Here is a 16837-nt window from a genome sequence, read left to right as displayed (position 1 = left end):
CATGCCGAAGGCCCCGGTGCCGCCTTGGGAAGGGCGGCACCGGGGCCTCCGGTTCACGCTGATCAAGCTGGTGTGAGCCCGTACCCGCGTGGCGAACGCAGTCGCGCACAGGCTCGAGGGTGCCGGACGGGAGCGGATGAGAGAGGGCCCGCTGGACCCCTCCGGCGATCAGATCAGAGTCGGATCAGTTGAGAAGCTCAGACCTTGAGGGACTCGACCTTGGAAGCAAGCGCCGACTTCTTGTTGGCGGCCTGGTTCTTGTGGATGACACCCTTCGAGACGGCCTTGTCGAGCTGACGCGCGGCAGCGCGCTGGTACTCGGTGGCCTTCTCGACGTCACCCGCGGCAGCAGCCTCACGGGCCTTGCGGACCGCGGTCTTCAGAGAGGACTTGATGGCCTTGTTGCGCAGCCGAGCCTTCTCGTTGGTCTTGTTCCGCTTGATCTGGGACTTGATGTTCGCCACGAAGTAAGCCTCTTCTTTTCAGGTTTCCGATGTGCCTCACGCTGAGAGGGCACGAGACACAGCTGCCCAGACTACCAGCGGCCCCGCGAGTGGCCCAAACCGGCCCCCGGTCGCCGCCCGTGGGACCATGGAGCCTACGTATCGATCCGACCCGAGCCGCTGACCCTGCGGATATCTCAAGAATCAGGACCCTGCGTGCCCGCGACCCCTAAGAATGTGCCCGAGCCGAGCCGTACCCCCTCGGCTCAGATCCGCAATTTCTGCATCATCGCGCACATCGACCACGGCAAGTCCACGCTCGCCGACCGCATGCTCCAGCTGACCGGCGTGGTCGACCAGCGGCAGATGCGTGCTCAGTATCTCGACCGGATGGACATCGAGCGCGAGCGCGGCATCACGATCAAGTCCCAGGCCGTGCGTCTGCCCTGGGCTCCGACCCATGAGCCCGGCAACACGCACATCCTCAACATGATCGACACCCCGGGGCACGTCGACTTCACGTACGAGGTCTCGCGGTCGCTCGCGGCCTGCGAGGGGACCGTCCTCCTCGTCGACGCGGCTCAGGGCATCGAGGCGCAGACCCTCGCCAACCTCTACCTGGCGATGGAGAACGACCTCAAGATCATCCCCGTACTGAACAAGATCGACCTGCCGGCCGCGCAGCCGGAGAAGTTCTCCGAGGAGCTCGCCAACCTCATCGGCTGCGACCCCGCGGACGTCCTCAGGGTCTCCGCGAAGACGGGCCTGGGCGTCGAGGCGCTGCTCGACAAGGTCGTCGCCGAGGTCCCCGCCCCGGTCGGCGTCCACGATGCTCCCGCGCGGGCCATGATCTTCGACTCGGTGTACGACTCGTATCGCGGTGTCGTGACGTACGTACGTGTCATCGACGGGCAGCTCAACAAGCGTGAGCGGATCCGGATGATGTCCACCAACGCGACCCACGAGCTGCTGGAGATCGGTGTCTCGTCCCCCGAGATGACGCCGGCCGACGGCCTCGGGGTCGGTGAGGTCGGCTATCTGATCACCGGCGTGAAGGACGTCCGTCAGTCCAAGGTCGGTGACACCATCACCACCCTGCACAAGGGCGCGGCCGAGGCGCTCGGCGGGTACAAGGACCCCAAGCCGATGGTCTTCTCGGGCCTGTATCCGCTGGACGGCTCCGACTACCCCGAGCTGCGCGACGCCCTCGACAAGCTCCAGCTCAACGACGCCGCGCTGGTCTACGAGCCGGAGACCTCCGCCGCCCTCGGCTTCGGTTTCCGCGTCGGCTTCCTCGGCCTGCTGCACCTCGACGTGATCCGTGAGCGGCTGGAGCGCGAGTTCGGGCTCGACCTGATCGCCACCGCGCCCAACGTGGTCTACCGCGTCGTCATGGAGGACGGCGCGGAGCACACGGTGACCAACCCGAGCGAGTTCCCCGAGGGGAAGATCGACGACGTGTACGAGCCCGTCGTACGCGCCACGATCCTCGCGCCCTCCGAGTTCATCGGGTCGATCATGGAGCTGTGCCAGACCCGGCGCGGCACCCTGCTCGGCATGGACTACCTCTCCGAGGACCGGGTCGAGATCCGCTACACGCTTCCGCTCGCGGAGATCGTCTTCGACTTCTTCGACCAGCTCAAGTCCAAGACCCGCGGCTACGCCTCGCTGGACTACGAGCCCACCGGCGAGCAGGCCTCCAGCCTGGTCAAGGTCGACATCCTGCTGCACGGCGACAAGGTCGACGCGTTCTCCGCCGTCACCCACAAGGACGCGGCCTACGCCTACGGTGTGCGGCTCGTCGCCAAGCTGCGCGAGCTCATCCCGCGGCAGGCCTTCGAGGTGCCGATCCAGGCTGCCATCGGCTCCCGGGTCATCGCCCGCGAGACCATCCGCGCCATCCGCAAGGACGTCCTCGCCAAGTGCTACGGCGGTGACATCTCCCGGAAGCGGAAGCTGCTGGAGAAGCAGAAGGAAGGCAAGAAGCGGATGAAGATGGTGGGTTCCGTGGAAGTTCCGCAGGACGCCTTCATCGCCGTCCTGAGCAGCGACGAGAACGCGGGCTCCGGCAAGGGCAAGAAGTAGCCGGGACGGGATACCGGTACCAGCCGGGACGACCGCCGGTTTCCGGGGTCCGGCGCGCTGCGGCGTGCCGGACCCCGTGCTTGTGTTCAGGTGAACCCGTGCCTGTGTTCAGGTGAAAGTGACCCTCTGTCGCCCCTTACGCGCCGGGCGGTCGCCCTCTAATCTGAACCCTGCCCGGATAGTTACTCGTGAGTTAAACAAGCTGGCCGTTCGACGAAGCCGGCCGTTTGACCCAAGCCCAAGCCAGCCGCATCGCCGCGGGCCCGGAGGATGTCGTGAGCGACACACAGACCCTGATCGAGAACCGTCCGCCGTCCGTCGCGGGCCTCTTCCTGGAGCGCGTGGCGGCCACGCCCGACGCGGAGGCGTACCGGTACCCGGTGCCGGCCGCGTCCGGCCAGGGCCCCGACGACTGGAAGTCGCTGAGCTGGGCGCAGGCCGCCGAACGGGTCTACGCGATCGCGGCCGGCCTCATCGAGCTGGGCGTACAGCCGGAACAGCGCGTCGCGCTCGCCTCCGCCACCCGGCTGGAGTGGATCCTCGCCGACCTCGGCATCATGTGCGCCGGGGCCGCCACGACCACCGTCTACCCGCAGACCAACGCGGACGAGTCGGCGTTCATCCTCTCGGACTCCGAGAGCAGGATCCTGATCGCCGAGGACGCGGCCCAGCTCGCCAAGGTGGCCGAGAAGCGTGCCGAGCTGCCCGCCCTCACCCATGTGGTCGTGATCGACCCTGTGGGTGTGGAGGCGGGCGAGGACTGGATCCTCACCCTCGACGAGCTGGAGAAGCGCGGCGCGGCCCGGCTGGAGAAGGAGGCCGAGCTGATCAAGGAGCGGGTCGGCGCGATCGCCAGGGACCAGCTCGCCACCCTCATCTACACCTCCGGCACCACCGGCCGCCCCAAGGGCGTCCGCCTCCCGCACGACAACTGGTCGTACATGGCGAAGGCGATCGCCGCGACCGGGCTGATCAGCGCCGAGGACGTGCAGTACCTGTGGCTGCCGCTCGCGCACGTCTTCGGCAAGGTCCTCACCTCCGGCCAGATCGAGGTCGGTCACGTCACCGCCGTCGACGGCCGCGTCGACAAGATCATCGAGAACCTGCCGGTCGTCCGGCCGACGTACATGGCGGCCGTGCCGCGCATCTTCGAGAAGGTCTACAACGGGGTCGCCGCCAAGGCCCGCGCGGGCGGCGGGGCCAAGTACAAGATCTTCCAGTGGGCCTCCGAGGTCGCCCGGGAGTACGCCAAGGAGACGCAGGACAACTTCCGGCGCACCGGGACGGCCTCCGCGCCCTTCGGCCTCTCCGCGAAGCACAAGGTCGCCGACGCGCTCGTCTACGCCAAGATCCGCGAGGCGTTCGGCGGGAACCTGCGCGCGGCCGTCTCCGGCAGCGCGGCGCTCGCGCCGGAGATCGGGTACTTCTTCTCCGGCGTCGGCATCCACATCCTCGAGGGCTACGGCCTCACCGAGTCCTCCGCCGCCTCCTTCGTCAACCCCGGTGAGGCCTACCGCACCGGCACGGTCGGCAAGCCGCTGCCCGGCACGGAGGTGCGCATCGCCGACGACGGCGAGATCCTGCTGCGCGGCCCCGGCATCATGGAGGGCTACCACGGGCTGCCCGAGAAGACCGCCGAGGTCCTGGAGGCCGACGGCTGGTTCCACACCGGCGACATCGGCGAGCTCTCGCCCGACGGCTACCTGCGCATCACCGACCGCAAGAAGGACCTCATCAAAACGTCCGGCGGCAAGTACATCGCGCCCGCCGAGGTCGAGGGACAGTTCAAGGCGGTGTGCCCGTACGTCTCCAACATCCTCGTGCACGGCGCCGACCGGAACTTCTGCACGGCGCTCATCGCGCTGGACGAGCCGTCGATCCTCGCCTGGGCGAAGGACAACGGGCTGGCCGGGAAGCCGTACGCGGACGTCGTCGCCGCGCCCGCGACGGTCGAGCTGATCGACGGCTACGTCAAGCAGCTCAACACGGGCCTCCAGCGCTGGCAGACCATCAAGAAGTTCCGGCTACTGCCCCGCGACCTCGACATCGAGCACGGCGAGATCACGCCGAGCCTGAAGCTGAAGCGGCCCGTCGTGGAGCGCGAGTACAAGCACCTCATCGACGAGATGTACGCCGGAGCGCGCGAGGCGTAGCGCGGGCGCGCGGGGTCGGGGCGGAGTTCGTGGGCATGGATGCGCGCATGCGCGCATGCTCGGATGTTCGGATTGCGCCCCTCAACCGAGCGTCATCGGGCACACCCGTACACGCGCGCACCCCTGCGTAGCACGGTTCCCGCTCTTGGCGGGCCAGTTCGGTAACCCAGCGTTCACGGCTGGGATCCGTCTGTCACCCTGTGGGCATTCGAACCGTCCGGGGAGCTGCGCATGGGGGCCATTCCGACGCAACGGGAGACCGCCTTCCGGGCCGGCGGCGCGCCCGCGCGCCCGGGCGCGCTCCCGCACACGAGCGCCAAGCTGGCCGGCAGCCCCCTCGCGCCCGGCGCCGCCCGCGACCTGGTCCGCGCCGCGCTGACGGAGTGGGCCGGACTCGCGCTGCCCGGCGCCGACACCCTCGGCGAGCGCCTCACGCAGGACGCGACACTCGTCGTCAGCGAGCTGGTCACCAACGCCGTCGTGCACGCCGGCACCGACGTCGAGCTGGGTTGCCGGCTGGAGGAGGAGCCCGGGCATCCCGGCGGCCGGCTCGCGGTCGTCGTCGAGGTCTGCGACCATCACCCCTCCCGCGCCCCGCGCGACGGCGCCCCCGAACCGCCGTACGAGACACCGGAGTACGGCCGTGGTCTGCGGATCGTCGCCGGGCTCGCCGACGCCTGGGGGGTGACGTACCGCAGGGGGACGAAGACGGTCTGGGCGCGCCTGCTGCCGACCGCCGAGCCCTACGACGACGACTCCGGCCACGAGCACGACCACGCGAACCCTGCGGACCTCTCGGACGGCCTCCTTGCCTCCGCCCCCGGTCTCCTCGAAGCCCTCGCCCCCGAACCGCGGCCGCAGTCGCTCGCACCGCAGCCGGTCGGCTGCGAGGAGCGGGAGTGGCTCAACCGGGGTGCTCTGTCCTTCCTCGCCGAGGCCTCCGACCTGCTCGCCGGGCAGCTCGACGAGGATCTGGTGGCCGCGTTGACCGGCCAGTTGCTGGTGCCGAGGCTCGCCGACTGGTGCGCGGTGTGGCTGGAGGACGAGGTCAGCGGGCGCGGTGAGTGGGCCGGTGGGCCGGGGCCGCGGCTGGCCCGGGTCTGGCACGCCAGCGAGAACCGCATCGAGGAGCTGCGCCGGGCCCTGGAGAAGGATCCGCCGGGTCCGTCGTATCCGCCGGACGGTGGTCTGCGCATGCCGCACTCCGGGCCCGAGCCGTTCCCCTGGCCCGGCGCGGTGCTCGGCGCGCACGGCGCGGCCCTCGTCTACCGGCTGATCGCCGGCGGCCGTCCGCTGGGCACGCTGGTCATCGGGCGGGCCGGGCTGAGGGCCTTCCCCGACGAGGTCACCGGGCTCGTCGAGGATCTGGGCCGCCGGGTGGCGCTGGCCATCGGAGCGGCCCGCCAGTACGCCCGTCAGGTCACCATCAGCGCCGTCCTGCAGCGCGGGCTGCTGCCCGGCGCGGTCGCGGAGATCCCCGGGGTGCGCAGCGCCCTCGTCCACGAGCCGCGCGAGCGGGGCGGGCCGAGCGGCGACTTCTACGACCTGTTCCCGGCGGGCGACGGCCGCTGGTGCTTCGCGATCGGCGACGTGCAGGGCAAGGGTCCGGAGGCGGCCGTCGTCATCGGTCTCGCCCGGCCCTGGCTGCGGCTGCTGGCCCGTGAGGGCTACGGCGTCGCCGACGTCCTGGACCGCCTCAACCAGCTCCTCCTCGACGACGCGACCGAGGCCGCCGACGCAGCCGCCCGCGCCTTCGTCGGCCCCGCCGGACCGGGCGACGGCCCGCAGACCCGCTTCCTGTCCCTCCTCTACGGCGAACTGGCCCCCTTCGAGGGCGGTGTCCGCTGCACCCTCGCCTCCGCCGGTCACCCGCTGCCGCTGCTGCTCGGGCCGGACGGCTCGGTCGCCACGGCCGCCCACCCGCAGACCCTCCTCGGGGTCATCGAGGACGTCACGTACACCTGCGACAGCCTGGAGCTGCGGCACGGCGACAGCCTGCTGTGCGTCACCGACGGGGTGACCGAACGGCGCTCGGGCCTGCGCCAGTTCGACGACGAGGACGGTCTCGCCACCGCGCTGGCGGGCTGCGCCGGGCTCGACGCGGAGCTGATCGCGGAGCGGATCCGGAGGCTGGTGCACGACTTCGGGGACCTGCCGCCGGAAGACGATCTGGCGCTGCTGGTACTTCAGGCGGATTGACGTGCTCCCTGGTCCGAAGTCCAGGGAGTCCGGCCAGGGCCGTCCGGCCCGCGAGCGGCGAGGCGGCCAGAGCGGTGAGGACGGCCAGGAGAATGGCTGACGGGGGCGCGAACTGTCGGACGGGGCGGGGGAAACGGTCCGGTCGCACCTCGCAGATGTATCGTCCCGTTCGTGCCTAAGGCAACGAATGTCGTATATGACACGTCCATCCGTCGACGCGTCCTGATCGCCGGCGCGGGCCTCGGGCTGGCCGCGACCGCCTGTACCCGCGACAGCGACAGCGATCCGCAGCAAGACGCCCACGGACCCGGCGCCCCCGCCTCCGGCTCCCACGGACTCGGTTTCCACGGCGCACGCCAGGCCGGAGTCACGACCCCGCAGCAGGCCACCGCACTGCTCCTCGCCTACGACCTCGACCCCGCCCTGCGCGGAGCGGCGGGCGCGCGGGCGCTGAAGGCGGCGCTCGGGGCGTGGACGCACGCCCTCGCCAGGACGCTGGACTCGGAAGGCTCCCGCGCCGTCCGTCTCACCGCCACCCTCGGCATCGGCCCCGGACTGCCCGCCCGCCTCGGCCTCCCCGCCCCCGCCGCCCTGCGCGACCTGCCCGCCTTCCCCGGCGACCGCCTCGACCCCGCCCGCTGCGGCGGCGACCTGCTGCTCCAGCTCCGCGCCGACACTGCCGACGCCACCGGGACGACCGCCGCGACCCTGACCCGGCTGGCCGGGGACACCCTCTTCCCGCGCTGGCGCCAGGCCGGCTTCCTGCCCCCGGCCCCCGACGCCGGCGCCACCCCGCGCAACCTGCTCGGCTTCAAGGACGGCACCGCCAACCCGACCCGCCAGGAGTGCGAACGCTGGGTGTGGTCGGACGACGCCACCTACCTCGTCGTACGCCGCATCCACCTGCGCGTCGAGGACTTCGCGCGGCTCGCCGTGCACCGCCAGGAGGAGATCGTCGGCCGCCGCCGGGCGTCCGGCGGCCCGCTGGACGGCGGCCCCGAGGACGCCGACGTCGACATCTTCGCCAAGACCCCGCAGGGCCGGTACGTCACCCCGCTGCGCTCCCACGTCCGCGCCGCCGGCCCCGGCCTCGACGGAGGCGCCCGGATGCTGCGCCGCAACTACTCCTACGCCGACGGCCCCACCGACCAGGGCCTGTTGTTCCTCGCCTTCATGCGGGACCCGGCGCTGTTCACCCGGGTGCAGCGGCGGATGGCCGCGCGGGACGAGCTGAGCGGGTTCACCGAGGCGCGGGGCTCGGCGGTGGCGTACGTCCTGCCGGGGGCGCGTCCGGGACTGCCGCTGGGGGCGGAGCTGCTGGCCTGAGGGCTGTCGGCCCGAGGGTGCCCGGCTTGAGGACGCGCTCGGTACCGGGTCTCGTGCCGCAGACGTACGGGACGGACGCACGGGACGGACGTACGTGACGGACGTGCGGGATAATGGGCGGCATGCCTTCCGTACTTCCCGACGGCGAGCCGGTCCCCGACGACGGCGCGCTCCCCCCGCACGCCCTCGCGGGCGCCGCCGACCGCCCCCTCGGGTTCTATCTGCACGTCCCGTACTGCGCGACCCGCTGCGGCTACTGCGACTTCAACACCTACACCGCCACCGAGCTGCGCGGCACGGGCGGGGTCCTCGCCTCCCGCGACAACTACGCCGACACCCTGATCGACGAGGTCCGCCTCGCCCGCAAGGTGCTCGGCGACGACCCGCGCGAGGTCCGCACGGTCTTCGTCGGCGGCGGCACGCCGACCCTGCTGGCCGCGTCCGACCTCGTACGGATGCTGGGCGCGATCCGCGACGAGTTCGGCCTCGCGGCGGACGCGGAGGTGACGACGGAGGCCAACCCGGAGTCCGTCGGCCCCGCCTACCTGGCCACCCTCCGCCAGGGCGGCTTCAACCGGATCTCCTTCGGCATGCAGAGCGCCCGGCAGCACGTCCTGAAGATCCTCGACCGCACCCACACCCCCGGCCGCCCCGAGGCCTGCGTGGCGGAGGCCAGGGCGGCGGGCTTCGACCACGTCAACCTGGACCTGATCTACGGCACCCCGGGCGAGTCGGACGACGACTGGCGGGCCTCGCTGGACGCGGCCCTGGGCGCGGGCCCCGACCACGTCTCGGCGTACGCGCTGATCGTCGAGGAGGGCACCCGGCTCGCCCGCCGGATCCGCCGCGGGGAGGTCCCGATGACCGACGACGACGTCCACGCCGACCGCTACCTGATCGCGGACGAGGTGATGTCGGCCGCGGGCTACGACTGGTACGAGGTCTCCAACTGGGCCACCTCGGAGGCGGGCCGCTGCCTGCACAACGAGCTGTACTGGCGCGGCGCCGACTGGTGGGGCGCCGGACCGGGGGCGCACAGCCATGTCGGCGGGGTGCGCTGGTGGAACGTCAAGCACCCCGGCGCGTACGCGGCGGCGCTCGCGGGAGGCCGTTCACCGGGTGCCGGGCGCGAGCTGCTGTCGGCGGAGGACCGCCGGGTCGAACGGATCCTGCTGGAGCTGCGGCTCCGCGAGGGGGCGCCGCTGGACCTGCTGCGCCCGGACGGCCTGGCGGCCTCCCGGCGTGCCCTGTCGGACGGCCTCCTGGACACCGGCCCCTACGAACAGGGCCGCGCCGTACTCACCCTGCGGGGCCGGCTGCTGGCGGACGCGGTCGTGCGGGACCTGGTGGACTGAGGGGGCCGAGAGCACTGAGGGGGCGGACCGGGCCTCAGGCCACGGTCACGTGGTCGATCAGGCGCTCCACAGCGCCCAGCAGTTCCGGCTCCAGGTCCTTGTACGAGCCCACCCGCTTCAGGATCGCCTGCCACACCGCCCCGGTGTTCTCCGACGGCCAGCCCAGCGCCCGGCACACGCCCGTCTTCCAGTCCTGGCCGTGCGGTACGCGCGGCCAGGCGGCGATGCCGAGGGCGGACGGCTTCACGGCCTCCCAGATGTCGATGTACGGGTGCCCGACGACGAGGGCGTGCTCGCTGGTCACCGACTGTGCGATGCGCCACTCCTTCGTACCGGGCACGAGGTGGTCCACCAGGACGCCCAGCTTGGCGTCCGGGCCCGGCGCGAACTCGGCGACGATCGACGGCAGGTCGTCCACGCCCTCCAGGTACTCCACGACGACGCCCTCGACCCGCAGGTCGTCGCCCCACACCTTCTCGACCAGCTCGGCGTCGTGCCGGCCCTCGACGTAGATGCGCCCGGCGCGGGCGACCCGCGCGCGTGCGCCGGGGACGGCGACCGAACCGGAGGCGGTACGGGTGGGACGTACCGGAGACGACGACGGCGGGCGGACCAGGGTCACCACCCGCCCCTCCAGGAGGAAGCCGCGCGGCTCCAGCGGGAAGACCCGGTGCTTGCCGAAGCGGTCCTCCAGGGTCACCGTGCCCGCCTCGCAGCGGATCACCGCGCCGCAGAACCCGGTGCCGGGCTCCTCCACCACCAGGCCGGGATCCGCCGCCACCTCGGGGACGGGCTTCGGCTTCTTCCACGGAGGGGTCAGGTCGGCGGAGTACGTACGAGGGTGCGGGCCCGCAGGGCCCTCGTTGGAAGGGCGGTGGTGGGAGACGGGTGGGCGCATTCGGATGACGATAGGAGAAGCGCCGGGCCTACGGACACACGATCAGCGCGACACGCCGAAACGGGCCGCCAGCGCGTCCCGCTGCGCCCGTACGAAGGCCGCGTCCACCACCGCCCCGTGACCGGGCACGTACAGCGCGTCCTCGCCGCCGAGTTCGAGGAGCCGGTCGAGGGCGGCCGGCCAGCGGGACGGGACGGCGTCGGGCCCGGCCTGGGGCTCGCCGGACTCCTCGACCAGGTCCCCGCAGAACACCACCTCCGGCGAGCCGGGGTCCGCAGGGTCGCCCGGGACCAGGACCGCCAGGTCGTGCGCGGTGTGGCCGGGGCCGACGTTCGCCAGCAGGACCTGCCGGCCGCCGCCCAGATCGAGGGTCCACTCGCCGCAGACCAGGTGCCGGGGCCGCACCAGCGCGTCCGCGGCCTCCGCCGCCGTCGCCCCGTCCAGACCGTTGCGTACCGCGTCCGCCCGCAGCTCCTCGCCCGGCACGGTGTCCACGCCCACCGCCCCGAAGACCTCCGCGCCCGCGAACGCCGCGGCGCCGAAGACATGGTCGAAGTGGGGGTGGGTGAGCGCGAGATGGGTCACACGTCCGCCGGTGAGCTCCTCGGCCCGCGCCCGCAGCAGCGCCCCCTCCGCGAGGCTCGACCCCGCGTCGACCATCAGCACCGCGCCCGCCCCGACGACCAGCCCCGCCGTGCAGTCCCAGCCCGGCAGCCGGCACCGCCCGACCCCGGCCGCGACCCGCTCCCACCCGAGCTCTTCCCAAGTCACCGTCATACCGCGACGCTAGTCGTAGCACGCTCGCGATGGACCGACCTTGCCCTTCGCGCACCCCACGGCCGTACACTGGGCCGGGGAACGCTGGCACTCGGATGTGAAGAGTGCCAGGCGAGGCGCCCAGGGGACTGGGGACGACAGCTGGAGGTGTGCGCGGATGCTGAGTGAACGCAGGCTCCAGGTGCTGCGCGCCATCGTCCAGGACTACGTCGGCACCGAGGAGCCCGTCGGCTCCAAGGCGCTCACCGAGCGGCACAGCCTCGGCGTGTCCCCGGCGACGGTCCGCAACGACATGGCCGCCCTGGAGGACGAGGGGTACATCGCCCAGCCGCACACCAGCGCCGGGCGGATCCCCACGGACAAGGGGTACCGGCTGTTCGTCGACAAGCTCGCCGGCGTCAAGCCGATGACCGGTCCCGAGCGGCGGGCCATCCAGAACTTCCTCGACGGCGCCGTCGACCTCGACGACGTGGTGGCCCGTACGGTACGGCTGCTGGCGCAGCTCACCCGGCAGGTCGCCGTCGTGCAGTACCCGTCCCTGACCCGTTCGACCGTGCGGCACGTGGAGCTTCTCTCGCTCGCGCCCGCGCGCCTGATGCTCGTGCTGATCACGGACACCGGGCGGGTCGAGCAGCGGTTGGTGGACTGCGCGGCGCCCTTTGGGGAATCGTCGCTGGCGGATCTGCGGGCTCGGCTCAACAGCAAGATCGCGGGCCGCCGGTTCACGGACGTGCCGCGTCTGGTGGAGGATCTGCCGGACGCCTTCGAGTCCGAGGACCGCGGCACGGTCACGACGGTGCTCTCCACCCTGCTGGAGACGCTCGTCGAAGAGAACGAGGAGCGGCTGATGATCGGCGGAACCGCCAATCTCACCCGCTTCGGACATGACTTTCCTCTCGTGATCCGCCCCGTCCTGGAGGCTCTGGAGGAGCAGGTCGTGCTCCTCAAACTCCTTGGCGAGGCGGGGGATTCGGGCATGACCGTACGGATCGGTCACGAGAACGCCTACGAGGGACTCAACTCCACTTCGGTGGTGTCGGTCGGCTACGGTTCGGGCGGCGAGGCAGTCGCCAAACTGGGCGTGGTCGGACCGACCCGCATGGATTACCCGGGAACGATGGGAGCGGTACGAGCGGTGGCACGGTACGTCGGACAGATCCTGGCGGAGTCGTAAGTGGCCACGGACTACTACGCCGTTCTCGGCGTGCGCCGCGATGCGTCGCAGGAAGAGATCAAGAAGGCCTTCCGTCGGCTCGCACGCGAGCTGCACCCGGACGTCAACCCGGATCCGAAGACCCAGGAGCGGTTCAAGGAGATCAACGCCGCCTACGAGGTGTTGTCGGACCCGCAGAAGAAGCAGGTCTACGACCTCGGCGGCGACCCGCTGTCCCAGTCGGGCGGCGGTGGCGCGGGCGGCTTCGGCGCGGGCGGCTTCGGGAACTTCTCGGACATCATGGACGCGTTCTTCGGTACGGCGTCGCAGCGCGGGCCGCGCTCGCGGACCCGGCGCGGCCAGGACGCGATGATCCGGCTGGAGATCGACCTCGAGGAGGCGGCCTTCGGCACGACCAAGGACCTCCAGGTCGACACGGCCATCGTCTGCGCCACGTGCAGCGGCGAGGGCGCGGCGCCGGGGACCACGGCCCAGACGTGTGACATGTGCCGCGGTCGCGGTGAGGTGTCGCAGGTGACGCGGTCCTTCCTGGGCCAGGTCATGACGTCCCGGCCGTGCCCGCAGTGCCAGGGTTTCGGCACCGTCGTGCCGACCCCGTGCCCGGAGTGCGCAGGCGACGGCCGGGTGCGCTCCCGGCGCACGCTGACGGTGAAGATCCCGGCCGGTGTCGACAACGGCACCCGCATCCAGCTCGCGGGCGAGGGCGAGGTCGGCCCCGGCGGCGGCCCCGCCGGCGACCTGTACGTCGAGATCCACGAGCTGCCGCACGCGATGTTCCAGCGGCGCGGCGACGACCTGCACTGCACGGTCACCCTCCCGATGACGGCGGCCTCCCTCGGCACGAAGGTGCCGCTGGAGACGCTGGACGGACTGGAGGAGGTCGACATCCGGCCCGGCACCCAGTCCGGCCAGTCGATCCCGCTGCACGGCCGGGGCGTCACGCATCTGCGGGGCGGCGGGCGCGGCGATCTGATCGTCCACGTCGAGGTGCAGACGCCGACGAAGCTCGATCCCGAGATGGAGCGGTTGCTGCGCGAGCTGGCCAAGCTGCGCGGTGAGGAACGGCCCCTGGGGCAGTTCCAGCCGGGGCAGCAGGGGTTGTTCTCGCGGTTGAAGGACGCGTTCAACGGGCGCTGAGGCCTTTTCCGTACCGGCGTCGGAAGGTACCCGGCGCTGGTGCGGGCCTCGCTGCGGGCTGCCGCCCCCAGGCCCCCGCCATCGGCCTGAACGGCCTCGTCCTCAAGCTCCCCCAGACAGGCTGAAAGTGCCCTGACCGGCGTTGTGAAGCACTGGCATGTGCCAATGAGACGGGCCGATTCGGACTTGTTCTGAAGGCGTGACAACATGCCGTCATGTCGTCCTCCGCGCTGACCGATCTCTTCCCGCACCCGATCGTGCAGGCCCCCATGGCGGGCGGTGTCTCCGTCCCGCAGCTCGCCGCCGCCGTGGCCGAGGCCGGCGGGCTCGGCTTCCTGGCCGCCGGGTACAAGACGGCCGACGGCCTGTACCAGGAGATCAAGCAACTGCGGAGCCTCACCGGCCGCCCCTTCGGCGTCAACCTCTTCATGCCGCAGCCCGAAAACGCGGAGACGGGCGCCGTCGAGGTCTACGCACATCAGCTGGCCGGCGAGGCCGCCTGGTACGAGACGGAACTCGGCGACCCGGAGAGCGGCCGCGACGACGGCTACGACGCCAAGCTCGCGGTGCTGCTGGACAACCCGGTGCCGGTGGTGTCGTTCCACTTCGGCGTGCCCCGCCCCGAGGTGCTGGAGTCCCTGCGGCGCGCGGGAACCTTCACCCTGGCCACGGCGACCACCGCCGACGAGGCCCTCGCGGTGCAGTGGGCCGGCGCGGACGCGGTGATCGTGCAGGGCGTGGAGGCCGGCGGCCACCAGGGCGCCCACCGCGACAACCCGGAGAACGACCACTCCGGGATCGGACTGCTCGCCCTGATCGCCCAGGTCCGGGCGTCCGTGAACCTGCCGATCGTCGCCGCCGGAGGCCTCATGCGCGGCAGCCAGATCGCCGCGGTCCTCGCGGCCGGCGCGAGTGCGGCCCAGTTGGGCACCGCGTTCCTCGCCACCCGCGAGTCGGGTGCGCACGCCGTGCACAAGCAGGCGCTGACCAACCCCCTCTTCGTGCGCACCGAGCTGACCCGAGCCTTCTCCGGCCGCCCGGCCCGTGGCCTGGTCAACCGCTTCCTGCGCGAGCACGGCCCGTACGCGCCCGCCGCCTACCCGGAGGTCCACCACCTCACCGCGCCGCTGCGCAAGGCGGCCGCCAAGGCGGGCGACGCGCAGGGCATGGCGCTGTGGGCGGGACAGGGCCACCGGCTGGCCCGGGACCTGCCCGCCGGGCAACTGGTGGAGGTCCTGATGTCCGAACTCACCGAGGCGTGGACAGCGTTGTCGGAAGTTTCGGAGTTCTCGGAGTTCTCGGAGTTCGGGGACGGCGGCGCCGCATGACCGCGCCGGTGTTCGTCGTCGACGAGCTGCCGGGACCGGGACGCGGGGAGTTCGTGCTCGACGGTCCCGAAGGGCGGCACGCCGTGTCCGTGAAGCGGCTGCGGGCCGGTGAGGAGGTCGTCCTCACCGACGGCGCCGGGCGCTGGGCGGACGGCGAGGTCGTCGCCGCCGAGGGCAGGGACCGGCTGGTCGTGCGCCTGGGAGAGGTGGTCGAGGAGTCCGTCGAGTCGCCCCGGATCACCGTCGTCCAGGCCCTCCCCAAGGGCGACCGGGGTGAGCTGGCCGTCGAGACGATGACCGAGACCGGCGTCGACGCGATCGTGCCGTGGGCGGCCTCGCGCTGCATCACGCAGTGGAAGGGCGAGCGCGGAGCGAAGGCCCTCGCCAAGTGGCGGGCCACCGCCCGCGAGGCCGGCAAGCAGTCCCGCCGGGTCCGCTTCCCCGAGGTCGCCGAGGCGGCAACGACCAAGCAGGTGGCGGCACTTCTGGCCCAGGCCGACTTCGCCGCCGTACTCCACGAGGACCGCGCCTACGGCAGCGAACCCCTCGCGACGGCCCAACTCCCCTCCTCCGGTGACATCGTGCTCGTCGTCGGCCCCGAAGGCGGCGTCTCCCCCGAGGAGTTGGCCCTGTTCGAGGAGGCGGGGGCGAAGGCGTACCGCCTCGGCCGTACCGTGCTGCGTACGTCGACCGCCGGCACGGCCGCGACCGCCCTGCTCCTCGGCCGCACCGGACGCTGGTCCTGAGCCCAGGGAGACCGCTGTGGAACTCGCCCAAGTACGGCTGCTCGTCACCGACTTCGCCGCCTGCTACCGCTTCTACGCCGAAGTCCTCGGCCTCAAGCCGCAGTCGGGCGCGATGAACGGGCCGTACGAGAAGTTCAGCCCCGCCACCGGCTCGGCCGGCATCGCGCTCCAGGACCGGGCGATGATGGCCGCCGTCCTCGGCGAACTGGCCGACGCGGCGACGGGCCACCGCTCGCTGGTGGTGCTGCGCGTCGACGACCTGGACGCCTACTGCGCGCAGCTCGCCGCCCGTGGCGCCACCCTGCTGCACGGCCCCGCCCCGATGACCGACCGGATGCGCGTCGCCCACCTCAAGGACCCGGAGGGGAACCTGGTGGAACTCCAGGAGTGGCTGCTGCTGCGCGGCTGAGTGCGACCAGGGGCGGGAGTTCCCGGTTCGCGGGGCTTCGGACTTGGGTGGTGTGGCTCTCTGCCGGGTGCCTGTCCGGGGGGTGGTCCGCACAGGAAGGTGACACTCAGGTGCGGGAGTGTCACCTTTTTGCAGCTCACCTACCGGGGACCCGGCGTGCCCGCGCACCGCTCGACTCCGTCCACGACGAGGATCCTCGGGCGGCGGGTGTGGAACGTGGCCGCATACGGGCTTCCGTGCCGCGTGCCCGAGTGGCACGCTGCCCTTCATGGGGGCGTTGAGGCGGAGTTGGTTTCTCGGGCTCGTTCCCGTGGTCCTGGGCGCGGCGGTGGCCTGCGAACCGGGTGGCGGCGGGGTGAGCAGCATGTCCGTGGCGTACACGACGGACCAGGCCGCCACGGCCGAGATCGGGCGCCGGGACGTGGACGTGCGCTGGCTGACCTGCACCGCGCAGCGGCAGGACGACCTGGTCTCCGTCGACTGCCAGGGGGAGACCGGCGACGGGAAGGACATCACCGTCACCGGCAAGGTCGCGCGGGCGGTCGACGGCGCGTGTGTGCGCGGGGACCTGTCGGCGGACGTGGGCAAGAAGGAGCTGTTCCGGGTGAGCGGGCTCGGCGACTGCGAGTCCGCGACCCCGTCGCCGGTGGAGGCGCCCAGTTCCGGTTCCGGCTCGGGCTCCGGTTCTGGTTCCGGGTCCTCCGAGCGGCCCGGTGCCGGGCCGACGGTGACCGTCACCGTCACGGTCACCGAGACCGTGGACGGGGACGGCGGCGGCGTAAAGAAGTGACGGAAACCCCTGACCTG

Annotated in this window: 14 protein-coding genes; 11 read left to right on the top strand and 3 right to left on the bottom strand. The window is 71.9% G+C overall.

What is annotated here, in order from left to right:
• Positions 1 to 197: 197 nt before the first annotated feature.
• Positions 198 to 464 (bottom strand): 30S ribosomal protein S20, encoded by a 267-nt coding sequence (rpsT, locus tag OG352_RS14525; RefSeq protein ID WP_329217231.1) that lies wholly within the window; start codon positions 462 to 464, stop codon positions 198 to 200.
• A gap of 195 nt (positions 465 to 659) precedes the next feature.
• Between rpsT and lepA the strand changes: the two genes are divergently transcribed.
• The 5 genes from lepA (at position 660) to hemW (ending at position 9561) form a co-directional block, all read left to right on the top strand.
• Positions 660 to 2528 (top strand): translation elongation factor 4, encoded by a 1869-nt coding sequence (lepA, locus tag OG352_RS14520; RefSeq protein WP_329217229.1) that lies wholly within the window; start codon positions 660 to 662, stop codon positions 2526 to 2528.
• 275 nt (positions 2529 to 2803) lie between these two features.
• Complete coding sequence (locus OG352_RS14515; protein WP_329217227.1) at positions 2804 to 4681, top strand: AMP-dependent synthetase/ligase; 1878 nt, start codon at positions 2804 to 2806, stop codon at positions 4679 to 4681.
• Positions 4682 to 4912: 231 nt separating this feature from the next.
• Positions 4913 to 6880 (top strand): SpoIIE family protein phosphatase, encoded by a 1968-nt coding sequence (locus tag OG352_RS14510; RefSeq protein WP_329217225.1) that lies wholly within the window; start codon positions 4913 to 4915, stop codon positions 6878 to 6880.
• A 171-nt stretch (positions 6881 to 7051) separates the two neighbouring features.
• On the top strand, positions 7052 to 8206 hold the full coding sequence (locus tag OG352_RS14505) for a Dyp-type peroxidase (protein WP_329217224.1): 1155 nt from the start codon (positions 7052 to 7054) through the stop codon (positions 8204 to 8206).
• 122 nt (positions 8207 to 8328) lie between these two features.
• The gene (gene hemW / locus OG352_RS14500) at positions 8329 to 9561 is read left to right on the top strand and encodes a radical SAM family heme chaperone HemW (protein WP_329217222.1); all 1233 of its coding nucleotides are present in this window, start codon (positions 8329 to 8331) and stop codon (positions 9559 to 9561) included.
• 34 nt (positions 9562 to 9595) lie between these two features.
• On the opposite strand, the gene OG352_RS14495 is transcribed toward hemW, so the two are convergent.
• The gene (locus OG352_RS14495; RefSeq protein WP_329217220.1) at positions 9596 to 10459 is read right to left on the bottom strand and encodes a DUF3097 domain-containing protein; all 864 of its coding nucleotides are present in this window, start codon (positions 10457 to 10459) and stop codon (positions 9596 to 9598) included.
• Positions 10460 to 10501: 42 nt separating this feature from the next.
• The gene (locus tag OG352_RS14490) at positions 10502 to 11236 is read right to left on the bottom strand and encodes an MBL fold metallo-hydrolase (protein ID WP_329217218.1); all 735 of its coding nucleotides are present in this window, start codon (positions 11234 to 11236) and stop codon (positions 10502 to 10504) included.
• Between the two features lie 157 nt (positions 11237 to 11393).
• Here OG352_RS14490 and hrcA point away from each other — a divergent pair, with 157 nt between their 5' ends.
• The 6 genes from hrcA (at position 11394) to OG352_RS14460 (ending at position 16820) form a co-directional block, all read left to right on the top strand.
• Positions 11394 to 12410 (top strand): heat-inducible transcriptional repressor HrcA, encoded by a 1017-nt coding sequence (hrcA, locus tag OG352_RS14485; protein WP_329217216.1) that lies wholly within the window; start codon positions 11394 to 11396, stop codon positions 12408 to 12410.
• Entirely contained in the window at positions 12411 to 13547 is a 1137-nt protein-coding gene (gene dnaJ, locus OG352_RS14480) for a molecular chaperone DnaJ (RefSeq protein ID WP_329217214.1), read from the top strand. It abuts the gene before it with no gap.
• A gap of 215 nt (positions 13548 to 13762) precedes the next feature.
• Positions 13763 to 14875: a nitronate monooxygenase gene (locus tag OG352_RS14475; protein ID WP_329217212.1), complete on the top strand. Its 1113-nt coding sequence runs from the start codon at positions 13763 to 13765 to the stop codon at positions 14873 to 14875.
• Positions 14872 to 15621, top strand: coding sequence for a 16S rRNA (uracil(1498)-N(3))-methyltransferase (locus tag OG352_RS14470; protein WP_329217209.1), 750 nt, complete (start codon positions 14872 to 14874; stop codon positions 15619 to 15621). The genes OG352_RS14475 and OG352_RS14470 overlap by 4 nt, the downstream gene beginning before the upstream one ends.
• 16 nt (positions 15622 to 15637) lie before the next feature.
• The gene (locus OG352_RS14465; RefSeq protein WP_329217207.1) at positions 15638 to 16030 is read left to right on the top strand and encodes a VOC family protein; all 393 of its coding nucleotides are present in this window, start codon (positions 15638 to 15640) and stop codon (positions 16028 to 16030) included.
• A gap of 268 nt (positions 16031 to 16298) precedes the next feature.
• Positions 16299 to 16820, top strand: coding sequence for a hypothetical protein (locus OG352_RS14460; protein WP_329217206.1), 522 nt, complete (start codon positions 16299 to 16301; stop codon positions 16818 to 16820).
• Positions 16821 to 16837 lie beyond the last annotated feature (17 nt).

It is taken from the genome of Streptomyces sp. NBC_01485 (genome assembly GCF_036227125.1).
Lineage (GTDB): Bacteria > Actinomycetota > Actinomycetes > Streptomycetales > Streptomycetaceae > Streptomyces.
The sequence above is the reverse complement of the archived record's forward strand: the minus strand, read 5'-3'. Positions and strand labels throughout refer to the sequence as shown.

What these genes read in the sequence shown, in the direction of transcription:
- OG352_RS14460 (WP_329217206.1), top strand. Translation starts at nt 16,299, where the DNA reads ATGGGGGCGTTGAGGCGGAGTTGGTTTCTCGGGCTCGTTCCCGTGGTC.
- hrcA (WP_329217216.1), top strand. Translation starts at nt 11,394, where the DNA reads ATGCTGAGTGAACGCAGGCTCCAGGTGCTGCGCGCCATCGTCCAGGAC.
- hemW (WP_329217222.1), top strand. Translation starts at nt 8,329, where the DNA reads ATGCCTTCCGTACTTCCCGACGGCGAGCCGGTCCCCGACGACGGCGCG.
- OG352_RS14475 (WP_329217212.1), top strand. Translation starts at nt 13,763, where the DNA reads ATGTCGTCCTCCGCGCTGACCGATCTCTTCCCGCACCCGATCGTGCAG.
- OG352_RS14490 (WP_329217218.1), bottom strand. Translation starts at nt 11,236, where the DNA reads ATGACGGTGACTTGGGAAGAGCTCGGGTGGGAGCGGGTCGCGGCCGGG.
- OG352_RS14470 (WP_329217209.1), top strand. Translation starts at nt 14,872, where the DNA reads ATGACCGCGCCGGTGTTCGTCGTCGACGAGCTGCCGGGACCGGGACGC.
- OG352_RS14495 (WP_329217220.1), bottom strand. Translation starts at nt 10,459, where the DNA reads ATGCGCCCACCCGTCTCCCACCACCGCCCTTCCAACGAGGGCCCTGCG.
- OG352_RS14510 (WP_329217225.1), top strand. Translation starts at nt 4,913, where the DNA reads ATGGGGGCCATTCCGACGCAACGGGAGACCGCCTTCCGGGCCGGCGGC.